This is a genomic window from Novosphingobium acidiphilum DSM 19966, from assembly GCF_000429005.1.
Classification (GTDB): Bacteria; Pseudomonadota; Alphaproteobacteria; order Sphingomonadales; family Sphingomonadaceae; genus Novosphingobium; species Novosphingobium acidiphilum.
Genome location: NZ_AUBA01000015.1, coordinates 72,382 through 89,581, shown reverse-complemented (window position 1 = coordinate 89,581; position 17,200 = coordinate 72,382). Strand labels below are relative to the sequence as shown.

Genomic DNA, 17,200 nt, shown 5'->3' with positions numbered 1-17,200 from the left:
GCGCACGGCCCTTGATGAAGGTCAGTCGCGCGCTTGCGGATCGCGCGTGCGGATCATGGCCCGGCTGGTCATGCTCATCACCATGATCCCGTCCTGGTTGAACACGCGCGTGGCGGTGCGGAAAATCCCGCGGTCGGGTTTGGTCGCGCTGCGCCGCTTTTCCAGGATTTCGGTTTCCACGCTCAGCGTGTCACCGGGATAGACCGGCCGCAGCCAGCGCAGATCATCGACGCCAGGCGATCCCAGTCCCTGATGCCCGGAGTGCCGGTGGCGTTCGACCAGCAGGGACATGGTCATTGCACAGGTGTGCCACCCGCTGGCCGACAGCCGCCCGAAATGTGTTGCCGCCGCCGCCGCGTCATCAAGGTGGAAGGGCTGCGGATCATACCTTGCGGCAAAGGCCATGACTTCTTCACGGGTTACGGCATAGGCGCCGAACCGGTGCACTTCGCCCACCACCAGATCTTCGTAAAACTGCATCGGTTCGATCTGCCCGCTGCGCAGGGCCAAGTCAACGCGTGCTAATCGATCAATTAAACGTTGAAACGGAAATTGAGCACATCGCCGTCCTTGACGACATAGTCCTTGCCTTCCTGGCGGAATTTGCCGGCATCGCGCGCGCCCGCTTCGCCGCCCAGGGTGATGTAATCGTCATAGGCGATGGTTTCGGCGCGGATGAAGCCACGTTCAAAATCGGTGTGGATTTCGCCGGCGGCCTGTGGCGCGCGCGCGCCCTTGTGCACGGTCCAGGCGCGCGTTTCCTTGGGGCCGACAGTGAAAAAGGTGATCAGGTGCAGCAATTCATAGCCGGCGCGGATCACGCGATTGAGCCCGGTTTCGTGCAGGCCCATTTCTTCGAGAAACGCCAGCCGTTCGTCGGTGTCCATGCCGACCAGATCGGATTCGATCGCCGCCGACACGATCACCGCCTCGGCGCCTTCGGCCTGCGCCTTGGCAAATACGCGCGCCGAAAACGCATTGCCGTGCGCCGCGCTTTCTTCTTCCACATTGCAGACATACAGCACCGGCTTGGCGGTCAGCAATTGCGCCTGGCGGAACACGCGCAACTCTTCCTCGTCCTTGGGCACGGTCAGGCGCGCGGGCTTGCCTTCGCGCAGCAGTTCCAGCGCCTGGCCCAGCACCGAGGCCAGCAATTTGGATTCCTTGTCCCCGCTGGCTGCCTTTTTCTGTGCGGCCGGCACGCGCTTTTCCAGGCTTTCCAGATCGGACAGCATCAGCTCGGTCTCGACCGTTTCGGCATCGGAAATCGGATCGATCTTGTTGTCGACATGCTGGATGTCGACGTTTTCGAAACAGCGCAGCACATGCACGATGGCATCGACTTCGCGGATATTGCCAAGGAACTGATTGCCCAGGCCTTCGCCCTTTGATGCCCCGCGCACCAGTCCGGCGATATCGACAAAGCCCAGCTGGGTGGGGATGATCTTCTGGCTGCCGGCGATCGCTGCCAGCTTGTCCAGTCGCGGATCGGGCACGCCGACATTGCCGACATTGGGTTCGATCGTGCAGAACGGATAATTGGCCGCCTGCGCCGCCTGGGTTTCGGTCAGCGCGTTGAACAGTGTCGATTTGCCGACGTTGGGCAGGCCCACGATGCCGCAGCGAAAACCCATGTGCGTGTCACTTTCCTGAGTGGCGGGCGCAAGGCGCGCGCCGAATGGTCTTTGCGGGCGCGATGGTATCCCTTTGCCCCAAGGTCAAGGGGGCACACGCTGTAGCACCAAACCAGGCCCCGGGATTCACCGAAACTTCAACGCTTGGCGCGATAATCCGGCGATGATGAACCGGTCTTGCCTTCTGTTTGCCCTGATTGCGCTGTCTGCCTGTGGTCAGCAGGATGCGGCCGCGCGATTTGCCGAGGCAAAGGCCGCGTTTGCCGCTCAGGATTATGCCCATGCCCGCAGCGCGGTGCTCGCAGCACTCGATGCCGATCGTGACAACCGCGCGATGCTGTGGTTGCTGGCCCACGCCGATCTGGAACTGGGCGATGGGGAAGGGGCGACCGCCGCGCTCAAGCGGCTGGCCGATGCAGGTGCCACCGGACAGGACCTGACCGAGCTGGCGGCACAGGCGGCGCTGCTCCGCCGCAAGCGGACCGAGATGGAAACCATCCTGGGCACCGATCAAAGCCCGGTGGCCTGGCGCCTGCGCGGCGAGGCGGCGCTTGCCGAAAAGGACGGCGCCACTGCGCTGACTGATTTTCAGCATGGCATGGCGGCCGGTGACGATTACCAGCTGGCGCTCGATTACGCCCGCTTTCTGTTCGACGACGATGATATCGATGGCGCGGAACGGGCGCTGGCGGTGATGCGCAAGCTGGCACCCGACCGGCTTGACACCCGGATGGTGACCGGGCTGATTGCGCAATCGCGTTCGCACTATGATGATGCGGAGCAGATATTTTCAGACGCGGCAAAGCGGTTTCCGACGCGGGCCGACCCGCTGGTCGCACTTGCCGATCTGGCCGATCTGCGCGGCCATTCGGATCTGACCGCCCGTTATGCCGCACAGGCCGTGGCACTGGCGCCCGACGATCGCCTGGTGGCGTCGCTGATCTTGCGCGTGGCGGCGGAAAAGGGTGACTGGGCCAAAGTGCGCGACATGCTTGCCCCGCGTGAGGCGACACTGGACGACCGGACGTTCGAGGGCATGGCCTATGGCGAAGCCCTGCTCAATCTGCAGCATGCCGAACAGGCCCGCGCGATTTTTCAAAAGGCGCTGCTGCTTTCGCCGCAAAATCCCTATGCGCGGATCATGCTGACCCGATGCGATCTGGCCGTGCATGACGGTGCAGGCGCGCTCAAGACGATCCGGCCTATGGCCGACAGCGTTCTGGCCGGCCCGCGCGAGCTTGATCTGGCGATCCAGGCGGCCGGCATGGCGCGCGATCCGGTGGCGAAAATCTATGCCCAGCGGCGCAATTCGCCGCAACTGGCGGCAAGCAATGCCGCCGCCAACCAGGCGCTGGCGGCGACTGCGCGGCGCGACTGGGCCGGTGTGCTTGCGGCCTATGCCGCAATTCCCGGTGCGGATGGTGATGGCGAGGTGCTGAAACGGATGGCGCTGGCGGCCAGCAATCTGGGCCAGGCCGATGTGGCGCTGCGCGATGCGGATCGCGCGCTGGAACTGGCGCCTGCCAATCCCGATATGTTGCACATTGCCGGGCTGGTCCGGCTGAACGCCGGCCGCGACCGGGCAATGGCGCACTCTTTGCTGAAACAGGCGCTTGAACGCGATCCTGCCAACCTGGTGTTTCGCGCCGATTACGCCCGTTCCGGGGGGTAATCGGCGCGAACTTTACAAGCCTTAGCGGCGGCGGCGACGGGCCACCGCCATGCCGACAAAGCCCAGGCCCATCAGGCCCAGCATGCCCGGTTCGGGCACCGTGGTGCCGCCCGAGGTGGTCGAGGTGTTGCCACCGGTCGAGGTGTTGCCACCGGTCGAAGTGTTGCCACCGGTCGAGGTGTTGCCGCCGGTCGAGGTGTTGCCGCCGGTCGAAGTGTTGCCGCCGGTCGAAGTGTTGCCGCCGGTCGAAGTGTTGCCGCCGGTCGAGGTGTTGCCACCGGTCGAAGTGTTGCCGCCGGTCGAGGTGTTGCCGCCGGTCGAGGTGTTGCCACCGGTCGAAGTGTTGCCGCCCGAAGTTGACGAGGTGCTCGATGTCGAACCCTTCGGGCCGCACATTCCAGCGCCGATCGAATCGCCGCAGTTGCAATAATGAACATGGCCGATGCTGCTGCCGCCAGAGCTGCTTGAGGGCAGGATCGGGATGATCGGCACCACGGGGCTGGGGCTGCTGCCCAAAATGCCCGAGATCAGCCCTGAAATGGACGACAGGATCGAGCCGGCGCTGCTGCTGCTGCCCGATCCGCTCCACGACGAGGCGGGGCTCGACGGCTGGGCAGGGCTCGGACCGCTCCACGACAACGTGGGCGTCGAGGGGCTGCTGCTGCCGCCAAAAATGCTCCACGACGAGGCGGGGCTGGGGGGCTGGGCATGGCTTGCGCTGCTGCTGCCAGAGCTGCCCCATGATACGCTCGGGCTCGACGGGCTGGATGATTTGGCGGGGGCCGGACTGCTGGAGCCAAACAAGCTCCACGCCATGGCCGGGTTGGTCGTCATGATGCTGGCGGTTACGACGGCGATGGTGGCAATGCGTTTCATGTCTGACCCCTTGTTGAACTCACCATTTGCTGGTTAACCCACCAAGAAGCACAAGGTGTGCCAACGGCTGAATTCCAAGGGTTGTGATGGTTAATGTCTGTAAAGGGCGCGGCGACCTGTAAAACAGGCCGACCATTGCGGATTAACCGGGGTAAACATCGACGACCGATTTGCGGCGGTTTGGTGCGGCGTCAGCCCTGTTGAATCAGCGCGACATCGTTCATGAAACGGGTGTCATCGCCGCGGGCCAGCCAATCGGCGCACCGTGCCACCGCGCCCAGCATTGTGGCCAGATCATCGCCTTCGGCCTTGGCATAATTGCCCAGCACATGGCCGGTTACCCGGTCTTTGTGGCCGGGGTGACCAATGCCCAGCCGCACGCGGCGAAAATCGGGGCCGCTGTGCTGGTCGATCGAACGCAGTCCGTTATGGCCGGCGGTGCCACCGCCCTGTTTCACTTTGACCTTGAACGCAGCCAGATCGAGTTCGTCATGAAACACGGTCAGCGCATCGTTGCCGATTTTGTAGAACCGCAACGCTTCGCCCACCGCGCGCCCGCTTTCGTTCATGAAGGTTGCCGGTTTGAGCAGGATCACGCGTTCGCCGCCGATCCGTCCATCCTGCATCCAGCCCTGGAATTTCTTCTGCACCGGGCCAAAGTCATGCACTTGCGCAAGGGTGTCGAGCGCCATGAAGCCGACATTGTGCCGATTGAGCGCGTATTGCGCCCCGGGATTGCCCAGGCCGACCCAGATTTGCATGGCGTGTGACTGCTCCTGTCGCGGGGAAAGGTGTGGGACGGTGACAGACAAAAAAGAACCCCCTTCCGCAAGGGGAAGGGGGTTCCTTTTTCAACAGTCAGACCGATCAGGCCTTGGCTGCATCGCCTTCGCTGGACTTCAGCGCCGACGGCGCCACGATCGTCGCAATGGTTGCGTCGGCTTCGTGGGTGACGACCTTGCAGCCTGCGGGCAGGGTGATGTCGTGCATGTGGATCGACGCACCGACATCCAGACCGGTCAGATCGACGGTGATGTCATCGGGGATCGATTCGGGGATCGCGATCAGTTCCAGTTCGTGCGCAACGATATTCAGCACGCCGCCCTTTTTGATGCCGGGCGAGGCGTCTTCGTTGATGAACAGCACGGGCACTTTGACATGCACCGCGTGGGTCGCCGAAACGCGCAGGAAATCGACGTGTTCGGGACGGTCGCTGACCGGGTGCAAAGCGACATCCTTGGGCAGGGTGCGCACAACCAGGTCACCGATCGTCACTTCAACGATCGAATTGAAGAAATGGCCAGTGCCAAGCGCCTTCTTCAGCGCCTTTTCTTCAAGGTGGACAGCCACCGGTTCGAGATTGCCGCCATAGACGACGGCGGGGATACGGCCGGCACGACGCAGCACGCGGGAGGCTCCCTTGCCTACCTTTTCGCGCGGTTCGGCCGACAGATGCAGCGTTTCGCTCATGTGTCAGTTCCTTAGGGTAAAGTTCGCGATATTCCCGCCACGCCTCCAGGGATGACCATGACAGGAAGCCGCGGCGCATAGCGGCTTTGGCACAAAATGCAAGGATCAGTAGACGCGGGTGACGGTCCAGCCTTTGGCGCGCAACATCTCGGGCAGCCCGTCGCGCCCGGCAACATGCGCCGCGCCCACCGCGATGAACGGACGCGCGCCGCTGCGCAGCATGGTATCGATCTGTGCGGTCCACGCCTTGTCGCGCGCGGTCAGCAACGCATCGTGCAGTACCGGATCGGCCAGGAAATCGCTGCTGGCCTCGCGCGTCAGGCCCAGATCATCGCCCTTCAGCCACAGCGCGAGTGTGTCGGCATCGTCGTTGTGCGGATCGATCACCTCGTGCGCGACGGCCGCAAGCAGGCGTTGCTGCGCCCGGTCGGGCAGGGCGTCAAACACGGCGAACTGGCTGTCGATCGTTTCCAGCCCCACCACCGGTTTGCCTGGCATGCCGGCGCGCAATTGCGGTTCGACCCCGTCACCTGCATCGGCGCCGGCCCTTTGCGTGGCAATCGCCGAAATCTGCAAGGCCACGGCCCAGCTTTCCTGATTCTGGAACCGCGCATCGTCAAGCCCCAGCTTGCGATAGGCGGCGAACAGCGCCGCACGCCCGCCGGGATCGAGCCGCGCGCTTGGCGCAGGCAGGCCCGGGGTCAGGGCAAGCCGGGCCAGCGCCTGGCCGGCAACCTGGGGGTTGAGCGGTTCGCCGATTTCCATCACCAGCCGGTCGGCCTGCGCCATGGCCGCGTCGATCGGCGCGCGCCGCCAGTGTGTGCCCGGCGGCAAGGCGTGGATCGTGCCCATGATCCACCCGCGTGGCGTGCCGCCGATGCTGATGGCCCACAAGGCGACGTGGCTTGCGGGTGCAGGGGCGCGGCTGCATGCCGCCGGCACCAGCATCAACGCACAGCCGAGCAGGCGAAGGAGGGCGGGCAGACGCATCGCCCAACGGCATGGCCCAGTCGATCGCGCGGGTCAATTGTCACCGATCCTGCCCAAGCGCCGGTTGATTTGCGGCGGGGGATCGGCCAAATGCGCGGCCATGGCCGATACGACCCTTGCCCCAAGCTTTCAGGACATGATCCTGCGCCTTCATGCTTATTGGAGCGCACACGGCTGCCTGATCCTGCAGCCTTATGACATGCGCGTCGGCGCGGGCACGTTCCACACCGCCACCACCTTGCGCACGCTGGGGCCTGAATCGTGGAATGCCGCCTATGTCCAGCCCAGCCGGCGGCCGACCGATGGCCGTTACGGCGAAAACCCCAACCGGCTGCAGCATTATTACCAGTACCAGGTGATCATGAAGCCCAGCCCGCCCGATTTTCAGGCGCTGTATCTGGGCAGCCTGCGCGCGATCGGCATCGATCCGATGCTGCATGACATCCGCTTTGTCGAAGATGACTGGGAATCGCCCACACTGGGCGCCTGGGGACTCGGCTGGGAAGTGTGGTGCGACGGGATGGAGGTCAGCCAGTTCACCTATTTCCAGCAGATGGGCGGATTTGACTGCAAACCGGTAGCGGGCGAACTGACCTACGGGCTCGAACGGCTGGCCATGTATATCCAGGGCGTCGATTCGGTTTACGATCTGCGCTTCAACGACGCGGGCGTGTCGTATGGCGATGTGTTTCTGGAAAACGAACGCCAGATGTCGAAATGGAATTTCGAAGTCGCCGACACCGACACGCTGTTCAAGGGGTTTGCCGCGGCCGAGGCCGAATGCCGCGCCGCGATCGCGGCGAATGTGCCGATCGCCGCCTATGAACAGGCGATCGAGGCCAGCCACCTGTTCAACCTGTTGCAGGCGCGCGGCGTGATCTCGGTGCAGGAACGCGCAAGTTTCATGGGACGGGTGCGCGATTGCGCGCGCGGATCGTGCGAGGCCTATATTGCCCGGTTCCACGACCAGTGGGCCGCCAAATTTCCGGGGTGGAGCGCATGATCGCCGATTTCCTGCTCGAACTGCGGTCCGAGGAAATCCCGGCGCGGATGCAGGCCGGCGCGCGCGCCGATCTGGAACGCCAGTTCCGCAAGGAACTCGAAGCGGCCGGGCTCAAAGTCGGCAGCGTGTCGGTGTGGTCGACACCGCGGCGTCTGGCGCTGATCGCACGCGATCTGCCCTTGGCGACCGAGGCCACCCGCGAAGAGCTGAAAGGCCCGCGCACCAGCGCACCGCCACAGGCGCTCGAGGGGTTTCTGCGCAAGACCGGGCTGTCGGCAGACCGGTTGACCGAACGCGATGGCGTGTGGTTTGCCGTGTTGGAAAAGCCGGGCCGCCAGACTGACGATGTGCTGGCAGACGCGATCCCAGCAATCATCCGCACCTTTCCCTGGCCCAAATCGCAACGCTGGGGCGCAGTTTCGCTGTCGAGCGAGAGCCTTCGCTGGGTGCGCCCGCTGTCGGGTATCGTTGCGCTGCTGGGCGGCGACGTGGTGCCTTGCGAAGTGGGCGGGGTCGTGTCGGGTCGTGACACCATGGGACACCGCTTCATGCACGATGGCGTCATCACGATTGATGGCGTGGACGACTACGCGGCCAAGCTGCACGCTGCCCACGTGATCGTCGATCACGCCACCCGCGAAGCGATTGTGCGCAAGGGCGCGCAGGCCGCCGCCGCCGCCGCCGACCTGGTGCTGGTCGAAGACGAAGGCCTGGTGATCGAAAACGCCGGCCTGACCGAATGGCCGGTGCCGCTGCTCGGCCGTTTTGACGATGCGTTTCTGACCGTGCCGCCCGAAGTCATCCAGCTGACCGCGCGCGTCAACCAGAAGTATTTCATCTGCCGCGATCGTGCAGGAATGCTGGCCAACGCATTCATCTGCACGGCAAATATCGCCGCGCACGACGGCGGGCAGGCGATCATCGCGGGCAACCGCAAGGTGCTGGCCGCGCGCCTGTCCGACGCGCGGTTTTTCTGGGAACAGGACCAGAAAACGCCGCTGGCCGAACAGGCGGGCAAGCTGGCCCGGATCACGTTTCACGAAAAGCTGGGCAGCCTGGCCGACAAAGTTGCACGCGTGGCCGACCTGGCCGAATGGCTGGCCGGCGAAGGCATCGTGCCGGGCGCGGATGCTGCGCAAGCGCGCCAGGCCGCCGAACTGTGCAAGGCCGACCTGGTCACGGAAATGGTCAGGGAATTTCCTGAATTACAAGGACTTATGGGCGGATATTACGCTCGAGCCGAAGGTTTGCCCGATGCCGTGGCCGATGCCATTCGCGATCATTACAAACCGGTCGGACAGGGCGATGACGTGCCCACAGCGCCCGTGTCGGTGGCCGTGGCGTTGGCCGACAAGCTGGACACCTTGCGCGGATTTTTCGCGATCGATGAAAAGCCGACCGGATCGAAGGATCCGTTTGCGTTGCGGCGTGCGGCGCTGGGGGTCATTCGCCTGATCACCGACAATGGTCTGCGCCTGCCGGTGGCCGAGGGCGAACTTCTGGCCTTTTTTGCCGACCGGTTGAAAGTGCAGCAGCGCGAAGCCGGCGTCCGCCACGATCTGGTCGATGCGGTGCTTGCGCTGGGCAACGAGAACGATCTGGTGCGCCTGCTGGCCCGCGTCCATGCCTTGCAGACCTTTGTCGGCACCGAGGACGGGCGCAACCTGCTGGCGGGGTACAAGCGTGCAGCCAATATCCTGAAAAAAGAGACCTGGGCGCCGCTGCCGCAGACGTATACGCCTGATCCCGCCGAAGCCGCCCTGATGGCTGCGATTGCCGAAGCCGGACCCCAGGTCGGAACTGCGCTGGAGAACGAGAGTTTCACTGCCGCGATGGCCGCATTGGCCGCGTTGCGGGCACCGATCGATGCCTTTTTCGAAAGTGTCACGGTCAATGACGCAGATGCGAACAAGCGGGCGAACAGGTTGGACCTGCTTGACCACTTTCGTGCTGCGGTGCACAAGGTGGCGGATTTTTCACGTATCGAAGGGTAACGGAACCGGTTCAAGCCGGGTCCGACAGCATGCAATTGAGGAGCCATTGCGGTCATGAGTGCATACGTATTCCATTTCGGCGGTGGCGCACATTCGAACGATCCGCGTTCGCGGGACAAGACGATCACGGGGGGCAAGGGCGCCAATCTTGCCGAAATGGCGGGGATCGGTCTGCCGGTCCCGCCGGGCTTCACCATCAGCACCGAAGTGTGCACGCAGTACAACGCCAGCGGCCACACGTTTGATGATGATCTGCGCGCCGCCGTGGCGCAGGGCATCGCGCATATCGAGGCCGCAACGGGCCGCACATTCGGCGATGCCGCCAATCCGCTGCTTGTCTCGGTGCGGTCGGGCGCACGCGTGTCGATGCCGGGCATGATGGACACCGTGCTCAACCTCGGGCTCAACGATGCCACCGTTGCCGGGCTTGCCGCCGGTTCGGGCGATGCGCGCTTTGCCTGGGACAGCTATCGCCGCTTCATCCAGATGTATTCCGACGTGGTGCTGGGGCTCGATCACCACCGGTTTGAGGATGCGCTGGAAATCGCAAAAGAAGACAAAGGCTTTTATGCCGATGTTGAGATGCAGGCAGAAGATTGGCAGGCGCTGGTTGCGCACTACAACGCGATTGTCGAAGACGAACTGGGCCGCCCGTTTCCGCAGGATGTGCACGAACAGCTGTGGGGCGCGATTGCCGCGGTGTTCGACAGTTGGGAAAGCGACCGCGCCAAAGTCTATCGCCGGCTGAACGACATTCCCGGCGACTGGGGCACCGCGGTCAATGTGCAGGCGATGGTGTTCGGCAACATGGGCGACACGTCAGCCACCGGCGTTGCGTTCACCCGCGATCCCGCCACCGGCACCAAGGCCTATTACGGCGAATGGCTGGTCAATGCGCAGGGCGAAGACGTGGTTGCGGGCATCCGCACCCCGCAATACCTGACCAAAGCCGCGCGCGAAGCCTCGGGCGCAAAGCCGCTGTCGATGGAAGAGGCGATGCCCGGCGCCTATGGCGAACTGGCCGCTGTGTTTGAATTGCTCGAAAAGCATTACAAGGACATGCAGGATATCGAATTCACCGTCGAACAGGGCAAGCTGTGGATGCTGCAGACCCGTTCGGGCAAGCGCACCGCCAAAGCCGCGTTGAAAATGGCGGTGGACATGGTCCACGAAGGCCTGATCGACGAAAAGACCGCAATCCGCCGGATCGATCCGATGGCGCTCGACCAGTTGCTGCACCCCACGCTCGATCCCAAGGCGCCGCGCGATGTGTTGACCCGCGGGCTTCCCGCCTCACCCGGCGCGGCGTCGGGTGCGGTCGTGTTCGATGCCGATACTGCCGAAAAGCGCGCCGAGCGCGGCGATGCGGTGATCCTGGTGCGCGTCGAAACCAGCCCTGAGGACATCCACGGCATGCACGCCGCGCGCGGTGTGCTGACCGCGCGGGGCGGGATGACCAGCCACGCGGCGGTGGTTGCCCGCGGCATGGGCCGGCCATGCGTGTCGGGCGCATCGGCGCTGTCGATCGACATGGCCGGCCGCGTCGCGCGCATCGGCGGACGCGAAGTGCGTGAAGGCGATGTTATCACGCTCGACGGATCGAACGGCGAAGTGATGGCGGGCGAAGTGCGCACGGTGGAACCCGAACTGGTGGGCGACTTTGCGGTGCTGATGGCCTGGGCCGACAGCCACCGCCGCATGAAAGTGCGCGCCAATGCCGAAACGCCCAACGATTGCCTGGTTGCGCGCCAGTTCGGTGCCGAAGGCGTGGGCCTGTGCCGCACCGAACACATGTTCTTTGATGCCGGCCGCATTCTGGCGGTGCGCCAGATGATCCTGGCCGAAGACGAGGCGGGGCGTCGTGCCGCGCTGGCCAAGCTGCTGCCCGAACAGCGCGCCGATTTCACCGGCATTTTCGAGGTGATGGCAGGCCTGCCGGTAACCATCCGCCTGCTCGATCCGCCGCTGCACGAATTCCTGCCGCAGGGCGACGCCGAATTTGCCGAGCTGGCCGAAGTGACCGGGCTGGGGGTCGATCATCTGCGCAGGCGCGCGGACGAATTGCACGAATTCAATCCGATGCTGGGGCATCGCGGCTGCCGTCTGGGCATTACCTTTCCCGAAATCTATGAAATGCAGGCCCGCGCGATTTTTGAAGCCGCGCTCGACGTGGCGGCAAAGTCGGGCGAGGCGGTCGTGCCCGAAATCATGATCCCGCTGGTGGCCACGCGCAAGGAACTGGAAATCCTGCGTGCGCTGGTCGACCGGGTGGCGGCCGAAGTGTTCGGTGAACGCGGCGCCACGCTGGATTATCTGGTCGGCACGATGATCGAACTGCCGCGAGCCGCGCTGATGGCGCACGAGATTGCGCACGAAGGCAAATTCTTCTCGTTCGGCACCAACGACCTGACGCAGACGACGCTGGGGGTCAGCCGCGACGATGCCGCGCGGTTCCTGAACCCTTACGTGGAAAAGGGGATCTATCCGCGCGATCCGTTTGTCAGCCTGGATATCGAGGGCGTGGGCCAATTGGTGGAACTGGCCGCCGAACGCGGGCGCCAGACCCGGCCCGATATCAAGCTGGGCATCTGCGGCGAACACGGCGGTGATCCCGCGTCGATCGCGTTTTGCGAAAAGGTCGGGCTCGATTATGTCTCGGCCAGCCCGTATCGCGTGCCGATCGCGCGGCTTGCCGCGGCGCAGGCCGCGCTCGGCTAAGGCCGGGCCCCTAGAATTTGGGGGGCCTGAGCGCCCTGGCCCAGCCGGAAAGGGTCAGGATTTCAAAAGTTTCGGTCACGCGTCCGTCCAGCGCCAGATTGGCAAAGGCGGCGCGCGCCCGGGCCAGCGCCGCCTTGCCCAGCGGTGCGCCGCCGCGCGCCAGACACGCCGACAGACCCTGAGCGCGCAGATCGCCGACCAGCCTGTCCCATGTGCGATACCCGACCGTCAGGCTGCGGCTGTCGACCACCGGGTCGGCAAACCCTGCGCGTTGCAGCAATTGGCCGCCCGCGCGCACATCGACCTGTGGATGGATGCGCGGCGCGGGGCGTGACGCGTCGGCGGCCAGCATCACGTCGCGGGTGGTCGGCAGGCTGCCTGCGCCGGGCATGGACACGATCGCCAGGCCCTCGGGCGCCAGCGCACGGCGCAGATGGATCAGCGCGCCGGGCAGGTCGTTGACCGTATCGAGCGTGCCCAGGCTGGCGATCAGATCGAAACCGTCGCCAAAGGGCAGCGGTTGTTCTTCGTCAATCGTGTGTTCGCCGGCACAAGGCGCGGGATCGGCGCGCACGACCGACACGCCCTGTGCGCCCAGCGCTGTGGCCAGTGCGCCGGTGAAATCGCCCACCACCAGCGCGCGCGTCGGGGCATGGCGCAGAAACGCCAGCCGATCGAGCACATCGTCAACCATATCGTCGACCACGAACCGTGCGGCATCGTCGCGGCGTTGCAGGCGGCGCATGCGCCGGCGCAGCAGGATCCGGCGGTGCGGGGCAAAGATGGTCGGCGGGGCAGGGGGCGGGGTGGTGGTCATCAAATCGCCTCTGCCCCCGCGCACGCCTCTTGCCAAGCCCGGTATAGGTGTCGAGTATTGCCGGGTATGCGCTGGAACAGGACCTTTTCTCCGCTGGTCGATCTGGTGTTTCCACCGCGCTGCCCGTTGTGCGGCGTGCCGCTGGCGCAGCACGGAGGGCTGTGCAGCGATTGCTGGCAGGGCCTGACCATACCGGGCGAACCTTGCTGCGCGCGGTGTCAGCGGCCGTTGCCCGATCGCAGCGCAGAACAGGGCGGGCAGACCGCGCTGGCGCGCGCCGAGGCGGCGCAGGGCGCCTGGATCTGTGCGCCGTGCATGGCCGATCCGCCGCGCCATCACGGCATTGCCGCCGCGACGCTGTACAACGATGTGTCGCGCCGCCTGGTGCTGTCGTTCAAGCATGGCCGCCGCATCGGGCTGGCCCCGCTGATGACGCGGTTGATGGCGGCACGCCTGCCCGATTTGCCTGGCGAATGGCTGGTGGTGCCGGTGCCTTTGCACCGGTGGCGGCTGTGGCGGCGCGGATTCAACCAGTCCGCGCTGCTGGCGCAAGGGGTGGCGCGCCTGATCGGCCAGCCCGTGCTGGTCGATGCCCTGCAACGCCCGCGCGCCACGCCGCCGCTGGGTCATCTGGGCCGCAAACGCCGGGCCGCGCTGTTGCAGGGCACGATCCGCGCCCACCCGGCACGCGCTGCGCGATTGCAGGGCGCGCAGGTCCTGCTGGTCGACGATGTGCTGACCAGCGGTGCCACCACCGACGCCTGCCTGGTTGCACTGCGCAAGGCGGGGGTGCGCCAGACGCGCATCGCGTGCTTTGCACGCGTGATCGACGAAACGCACGCGCTTGGCACTGCGCGTCAGAACGCATTTGATCTGGTTCCGATTGCCGCAAAAGAATGACGCCCGAAGCTTGCGCTTCGGGCGTCAGGCGTGACGAATTTTCAGCGAGTTGGCGAACCTTGGTCCGCCGGGCGGCCCCCCGACCGCCATCGCATTAGGTCCCTCATGGTCGCCCGCGCGGACGGTTCAACGCACCGGCCTCGCGCGGGGTATTTCCCTGAACTTTGGCGCTTGGAGCGCCGCCTCATGTCTTGCGAAGACGTTTGGCGGTCCAGATCACGGTTCCCTCAAACCGCACGCCCTGTGTGCCGTGAAGCGGCGATGCATGAAACGGGAATGTCACACAGCCGTGGATTTTGGGTCGGTGATGTGGTTATCGTGCAACAAATGCAGTGGTTTTGCGTTGCATCGCCTGAATTTTCGTTAAGGAACGTGTTATTTCGACCCCGCCAGCTCCATCTGACACGGCCCTGCGCGAACAGGGCAGCGTGTTCATGCCGCGCTTTGATTCTTCCGGATTGGTCACGGCGGTTGCGATCGATCGCACCAGCGGCCGCCTGCTGATGTTGGCGCACATGAATGCCGATGCTATCGCACGCACCCGCGAAACCGGTTTCGCGCATTTCTGGTCGCGGTCGCGCGGGCGCCTGTGGATGAAGGGCGAAAGTTCGGGGCACGTGCTGCGCGTGATCGAAATCCGCGTCGATTGCGATCAGGATGCACTGGAACTGACAGTCGAGGCGGCAGGGCCGGCCTGCCATACCATGGCGCAAAGCTGCTTTTACCGACGGATCGCCGCGGACGGATCGCTTGAACGCGTGGGCAATGATTGACGTTTACGTAAGGGGCAGTTAGCAGGGCCCCCATGTCGACGCAGCCTCTCAACGATCCGAATCGCGATCATCCGCATGCCCAGTCCGCCGCACACACCGGACACCTGCATCAGCCCGACGCACTGTTTCGCGATCATTACACGATATCGGACCTGTCGGCCGAATTCGGCGTGACCGCGCGCGCGCTGCGGTTTTATGAAGACGAAGGCCTGATCGCGCCGACCCGCAACGGATTGGCGCGGATCTATTCCAAGCGGGATCGCGCGCGGCTGGCGTGGATCATGCGCGCCAAGAATGTGGGCTTCAGCCTGCAGGAAATCCGCGACATGATCGACCTGTATGACCTGGGCGATGGCCGCATCGAACAGCGCCGCGTGACGCTGGCCAAATGCCGCGAACGCATCGATCACTTGCGACGCCAGCAACATGATATCGAAGCGACGATTGCCGAATTGACCAGCTTTGTCGCACTCGTGGTCGACCGCGAACGGGCCGAAGGCCGCGACATCGCCTGATCCCTTCAAGCCGCATATTTCTGGAGAGCACACCCATGCCCGTCTACAAGGCACCGACCCGCGACACGAAATTTGTTGTCAACGAGCTGATCGGTCTGGACCGGTTCACCAATCTGCCCGGTTTTGCCAATGCCACGCGCGATCTGACCGACGCGGTGATCGACGAAGGCGGGCGTTTTGTGTCCGAAGTGGTGGCCCCGCTCAACCAGATCGGCGATCGCGAAGGCTGCACCCGCCATGCCGATGGCAGCGTGACCACGCCCACCGGGTTCAAGCACGCCTATCGCCAGTATGTCGAAGGCGGCTGGGCGACGCTGAGCGCGCCTGAGGCCTTTGGCGGGCAGGGGCTGCCCCATGCCATCGGTTTTGTCATGGAAGAATACCTGGCCAGCGCCAACCAGGCCTTTGCAATGTATCCGGGCCTGGCCAACGGGGCAATTTCGGCAATCCTGTCAAAGGGTTCGGCCGAACAGCAGGCAACCTATCTGCCCAAGATGGTAACCGGCGAATGGCTGGGCACGATGAACCTGACCGAGCCGCACTGCGGCACCGATCTGGGCCTGTTGCGCACCCGCGCCGAACCGCAGGCCGACGGCAGCTATGCGGTGACCGGCACCAAGATCTTCATTTCGGCGGGCGATCATGACCTGTCGGACAACATCATTCACCTGGTGCTGGCCAAAACCCCGGGCGCGCCCGAATCGTCCAAGGGCATTTCGCTGTTCATCGTGCCCAAGTTCCTGGTCAACGCCGACGGATCGCTGGGCGCACGCAATGCGGTCTCGGTCGGATCGATCGAAAACAAGATGGGCATTCATGGCAATGCCACGTGTGTGATGAACTATGACGCGGCCACCGGCTTTCTCGTGGGCGAGGAATGCAAGGGGCTGGCGGCGATGTTCATCATGATGAATGCGGCGCGACTGGGTGTCGGCATGCAGGGGCTGGCCCAGGCCGAGGCGGCCTATCAGAACGCGGTGATCTATGCGCAGGAACGCCGCCAGGGCCGCGCACCCACCGGACCCGCCGAACCGCAGCACAAGGCCGATCCGTTGTTTGTGCACCCCGACGTGCGCCGCATGCTGATGGATGCCAAGACCTTTACCGAAGGCATGCGTGCGCTCAGCCTGTGGGGCGGGTTCCAGGTCGATCTGTCGCACCATGCCGCCACCGAAGAGGAACGGATTGCCGCCGATGATGTGATCAGCCTGATGACCCCGGTGATCAAGGGCTATGGCACCGACATGGGCTACAAGATCGCCACAGACATGCAGCAGATCTGGGGCGGGCATGGCTATATCGCCGAAAACGGCATGGAACAGTTTGTGCGCGATGCGCGCATTGCGATGATCTACGAAGGCGCCAACGGCGTGCAGGCGATGGATCTGTGCGGGCGCAAGCTGGCCCAGCACGGCGGTCGCGCGATCCAGCGCCTGTTTGCGCTGGTCGATGACGAAGTGGCCGCGGCCGGCACCGAACTGGCCGCAGTCGCAGGGCCATTGAGCAAGGCCAATGGCGAACTGAAGGCGGCGACGATGTGGTTCATGCACAACGCGATGACCGATCCCAATGCGCTGGGGGCGGGCGCCTATGCCTATATGACGCTGACCGGGGTGGTCTCGCTTGGCCTGATGTGGCTGAAAATGGCCCGCGTGGCTGCCGCCGCGCTCGATGCGGGCAGCGACGAGGCTGCGTTTTACCATGCCAAGCTGACCTGCGCGCGCCATTGGGCAACACGCTTTGCCCCGCAGGCGGGCGCATTGCGGCGCGAAGTCGAGGCGGGTGCCGACACGGTGATGGCGCTGCCGATCGAGGCCTTTGCCACGGCGTGACAGACA

At 64.5% G+C, this 17,200-nt stretch carries 16 protein-coding genes; 9 read left to right on the top strand and 7 right to left on the bottom strand.

Annotated elements, in window-relative coordinates; all coding sequences use genetic code 11:
* Positions 1 to 21: 21 nt before the first annotated feature.
* Both G404_RS0113330 and ychF read right to left on the bottom strand, forming a co-directional pair.
* Entirely contained in the window at positions 22 to 480 is a 459-nt protein-coding gene (locus G404_RS0113330) for a MaoC family dehydratase (protein ID WP_028641531.1), read from the bottom strand.
* Positions 481 to 533: 53 nt separating this feature from the next.
* Positions 534 to 1,634 carry a redox-regulated ATPase YchF gene (ychF, locus tag G404_RS0113325; RefSeq protein ID WP_028641530.1) on the bottom strand — a complete coding sequence of 367 codons (1,101 nt, stop codon included), beginning with the start codon at positions 1,632 to 1,634 and terminating at the stop codon, positions 534 to 536.
* A 163-nt stretch (positions 1,635 to 1,797) separates the two neighbouring features.
* On the opposite strand from ychF, the gene G404_RS0113320 reads away from it, so the two are divergent.
* On the top strand, positions 1,798 to 3,306 hold the full coding sequence (locus G404_RS0113320; RefSeq protein WP_156906298.1) for a tetratricopeptide repeat protein: 1,509 nt from the start codon (positions 1,798 to 1,800) through the stop codon (positions 3,304 to 3,306).
* Between the two features lie 21 nt (positions 3,307 to 3,327).
* Here the strand turns inward: G404_RS0113320 and G404_RS20660 are convergent, their stop codons facing one another.
* Positions 3,328 to 3,702, bottom strand: coding sequence for a PEP-CTERM sorting domain-containing protein (locus tag G404_RS20660; RefSeq protein ID WP_169719707.1), 375 nt, complete (start codon positions 3,700 to 3,702; stop codon positions 3,328 to 3,330).
* Between the two features lie 46 nt (positions 3,703 to 3,748).
* Here G404_RS20660 and G404_RS20655 point away from each other — a divergent pair, with 46 nt between their 5' ends.
* Positions 3,749 to 4,219: a hypothetical protein gene (locus G404_RS20655; RefSeq protein ID WP_028641528.1), complete on the top strand. Its 471-nt coding sequence runs from the start codon at positions 3,749 to 3,751 to the stop codon at positions 4,217 to 4,219.
* 154 nt (positions 4,220 to 4,373) lie between these two features.
* On the opposite strand, the gene pth is transcribed toward G404_RS20655, so the two are convergent.
* The 3 genes from pth to G404_RS0113295 all read right to left on the bottom strand — a co-directional run bounded on the left by pth (position 4,374) and on the right by G404_RS0113295 (position 6,642).
* Positions 4,374 to 4,943 (bottom strand): aminoacyl-tRNA hydrolase, encoded by a 570-nt coding sequence (gene pth / locus G404_RS0113305; RefSeq protein ID WP_028641527.1) that lies wholly within the window; start codon positions 4,941 to 4,943, stop codon positions 4,374 to 4,376.
* A 106-nt stretch (positions 4,944 to 5,049) separates the two neighbouring features.
* Positions 5,050 to 5,652, bottom strand: coding sequence for a 50S ribosomal protein L25/general stress protein Ctc (locus G404_RS0113300; protein WP_028641526.1), 603 nt, complete (start codon positions 5,650 to 5,652; stop codon positions 5,050 to 5,052).
* Between the two features lie 105 nt (positions 5,653 to 5,757).
* Positions 5,758 to 6,642: a TraB/GumN family protein gene (locus G404_RS0113295; RefSeq protein ID WP_028641525.1), complete on the bottom strand. Its 885-nt coding sequence runs from the start codon at positions 6,640 to 6,642 to the stop codon at positions 5,758 to 5,760.
* Positions 6,643 to 6,742: 100 nt separating this feature from the next.
* Here G404_RS0113295 and G404_RS0113290 point away from each other — a divergent pair, with 100 nt between their 5' ends.
* From G404_RS0113290 to ppdK, 3 genes are read left to right on the top strand one after another with little or no spacing between them, the layout of a single operon-like run.
* Positions 6,743 to 7,645 carry a glycine--tRNA ligase subunit alpha gene (locus G404_RS0113290; protein ID WP_028641524.1) on the top strand — a complete coding sequence of 301 codons (903 nt, stop codon included), beginning with the start codon at positions 6,743 to 6,745 and terminating at the stop codon, positions 7,643 to 7,645.
* A complete protein-coding gene (glyS, locus tag G404_RS0113285; RefSeq protein WP_028641523.1) occupies positions 7,645 to 9,639 on the top strand; it encodes a glycine--tRNA ligase subunit beta in 1,995 nt (664 codons plus the stop codon). Before G404_RS0113290 ends, glyS begins: the two co-directional genes overlap by 1 nt.
* Positions 9,640 to 9,693: 54 nt before the next feature.
* Complete coding sequence (gene ppdK, locus G404_RS0113280) at positions 9,694 to 12,357, top strand: pyruvate, phosphate dikinase (protein ID WP_028641522.1); 2,664 nt, start codon at positions 9,694 to 9,696, stop codon at positions 12,355 to 12,357.
* A gap of 10 nt (positions 12,358 to 12,367) precedes the next feature.
* On the opposite strand, the gene G404_RS0113275 is transcribed toward ppdK, so the two are convergent.
* A complete protein-coding gene (locus G404_RS0113275) occupies positions 12,368 to 13,174 on the bottom strand; it encodes a methyltransferase domain-containing protein (RefSeq protein WP_028641521.1) in 807 nt (268 codons plus the stop codon).
* Positions 13,175 to 13,240: 66 nt separating this feature from the next.
* Here G404_RS0113275 and G404_RS0113270 point away from each other — a divergent pair, with 66 nt between their 5' ends.
* The 4 genes from G404_RS0113270 to G404_RS0113255 all read left to right on the top strand — a co-directional run bounded on the left by G404_RS0113270 (position 13,241) and on the right by G404_RS0113255 (position 17,194).
* Entirely contained in the window at positions 13,241 to 14,074 is an 834-nt protein-coding gene (locus G404_RS0113270) for a ComF family protein (protein ID WP_028641520.1), read from the top strand.
* Between the two features lie 410 nt (positions 14,075 to 14,484).
* A complete protein-coding gene (gene hisI, locus G404_RS0113265; protein WP_281170275.1) occupies positions 14,485 to 14,847 on the top strand; it encodes a phosphoribosyl-AMP cyclohydrolase in 363 nt (120 codons plus the stop codon).
* A 32-nt stretch (positions 14,848 to 14,879) separates the two neighbouring features.
* A complete protein-coding gene (locus G404_RS0113260; protein WP_211230782.1) occupies positions 14,880 to 15,362 on the top strand; it encodes a MerR family transcriptional regulator in 483 nt (160 codons plus the stop codon).
* A gap of 35 nt (positions 15,363 to 15,397) precedes the next feature.
* Complete coding sequence (locus G404_RS0113255; protein ID WP_028641517.1) at positions 15,398 to 17,194, top strand: acyl-CoA dehydrogenase C-terminal domain-containing protein; 1,797 nt, start codon at positions 15,398 to 15,400, stop codon at positions 17,192 to 17,194.
* Positions 17,195 to 17,200: the final 6 nt, after the last annotated feature.

Coding starts and splice junctions, on each gene's coding strand:
- G404_RS0113300 (WP_028641526.1), bottom strand. CDS start 5,652: ATGAGCGAAACGCTGCATCTGTCGGCCGAACCGCGCGAAAAGGTAGGC.
- G404_RS0113260 (WP_211230782.1), top strand. CDS start 14,880: ATGTCGACGCAGCCTCTCAACGATCCGAATCGCGATCATCCGCATGCC.
- G404_RS0113295 (WP_028641525.1), bottom strand. CDS start 6,642: ATGCGTCTGCCCGCCCTCCTTCGCCTGCTCGGCTGTGCGTTGATGCTG.
- G404_RS20660 (WP_169719707.1), bottom strand. CDS start 3,702: ATGTGCGGCCCGAAGGGTTCGACATCGAGCACCTCGTCAACTTCGGGC.
- G404_RS0113255 (WP_028641517.1), top strand. CDS start 15,398: ATGCCCGTCTACAAGGCACCGACCCGCGACACGAAATTTGTTGTCAAC.
- G404_RS0113330 (WP_028641531.1), bottom strand. CDS start 480: ATGCAGTTTTACGAAGATCTGGTGGTGGGCGAAGTGCACCGGTTCGGC.
- G404_RS0113290 (WP_028641524.1), top strand. CDS start 6,743: ATGGCCGATACGACCCTTGCCCCAAGCTTTCAGGACATGATCCTGCGC.
- ychF (WP_028641530.1), bottom strand. CDS start 1,634: ATGGGTTTTCGCTGCGGCATCGTGGGCCTGCCCAACGTCGGCAAATCG.
- G404_RS0113270 (WP_028641520.1), top strand. CDS start 13,241: ATGCGCTGGAACAGGACCTTTTCTCCGCTGGTCGATCTGGTGTTTCCA.
- G404_RS0113275 (WP_028641521.1), bottom strand. CDS start 13,174: ATGACCACCACCCCGCCCCCTGCCCCGCCGACCATCTTTGCCCCGCAC.
- ppdK (WP_028641522.1), top strand. CDS start 9,694: ATGAGTGCATACGTATTCCATTTCGGCGGTGGCGCACATTCGAACGAT.
- pth (WP_028641527.1), bottom strand. CDS start 4,943: ATGCAAATCTGGGTCGGCCTGGGCAATCCCGGGGCGCAATACGCGCTC.
- G404_RS0113320 (WP_156906298.1), top strand. CDS start 1,798: ATGATGAACCGGTCTTGCCTTCTGTTTGCCCTGATTGCGCTGTCTGCC.
- G404_RS20655 (WP_028641528.1), top strand. CDS start 3,749: ATGCTGCTGCCGCCAGAGCTGCTTGAGGGCAGGATCGGGATGATCGGC.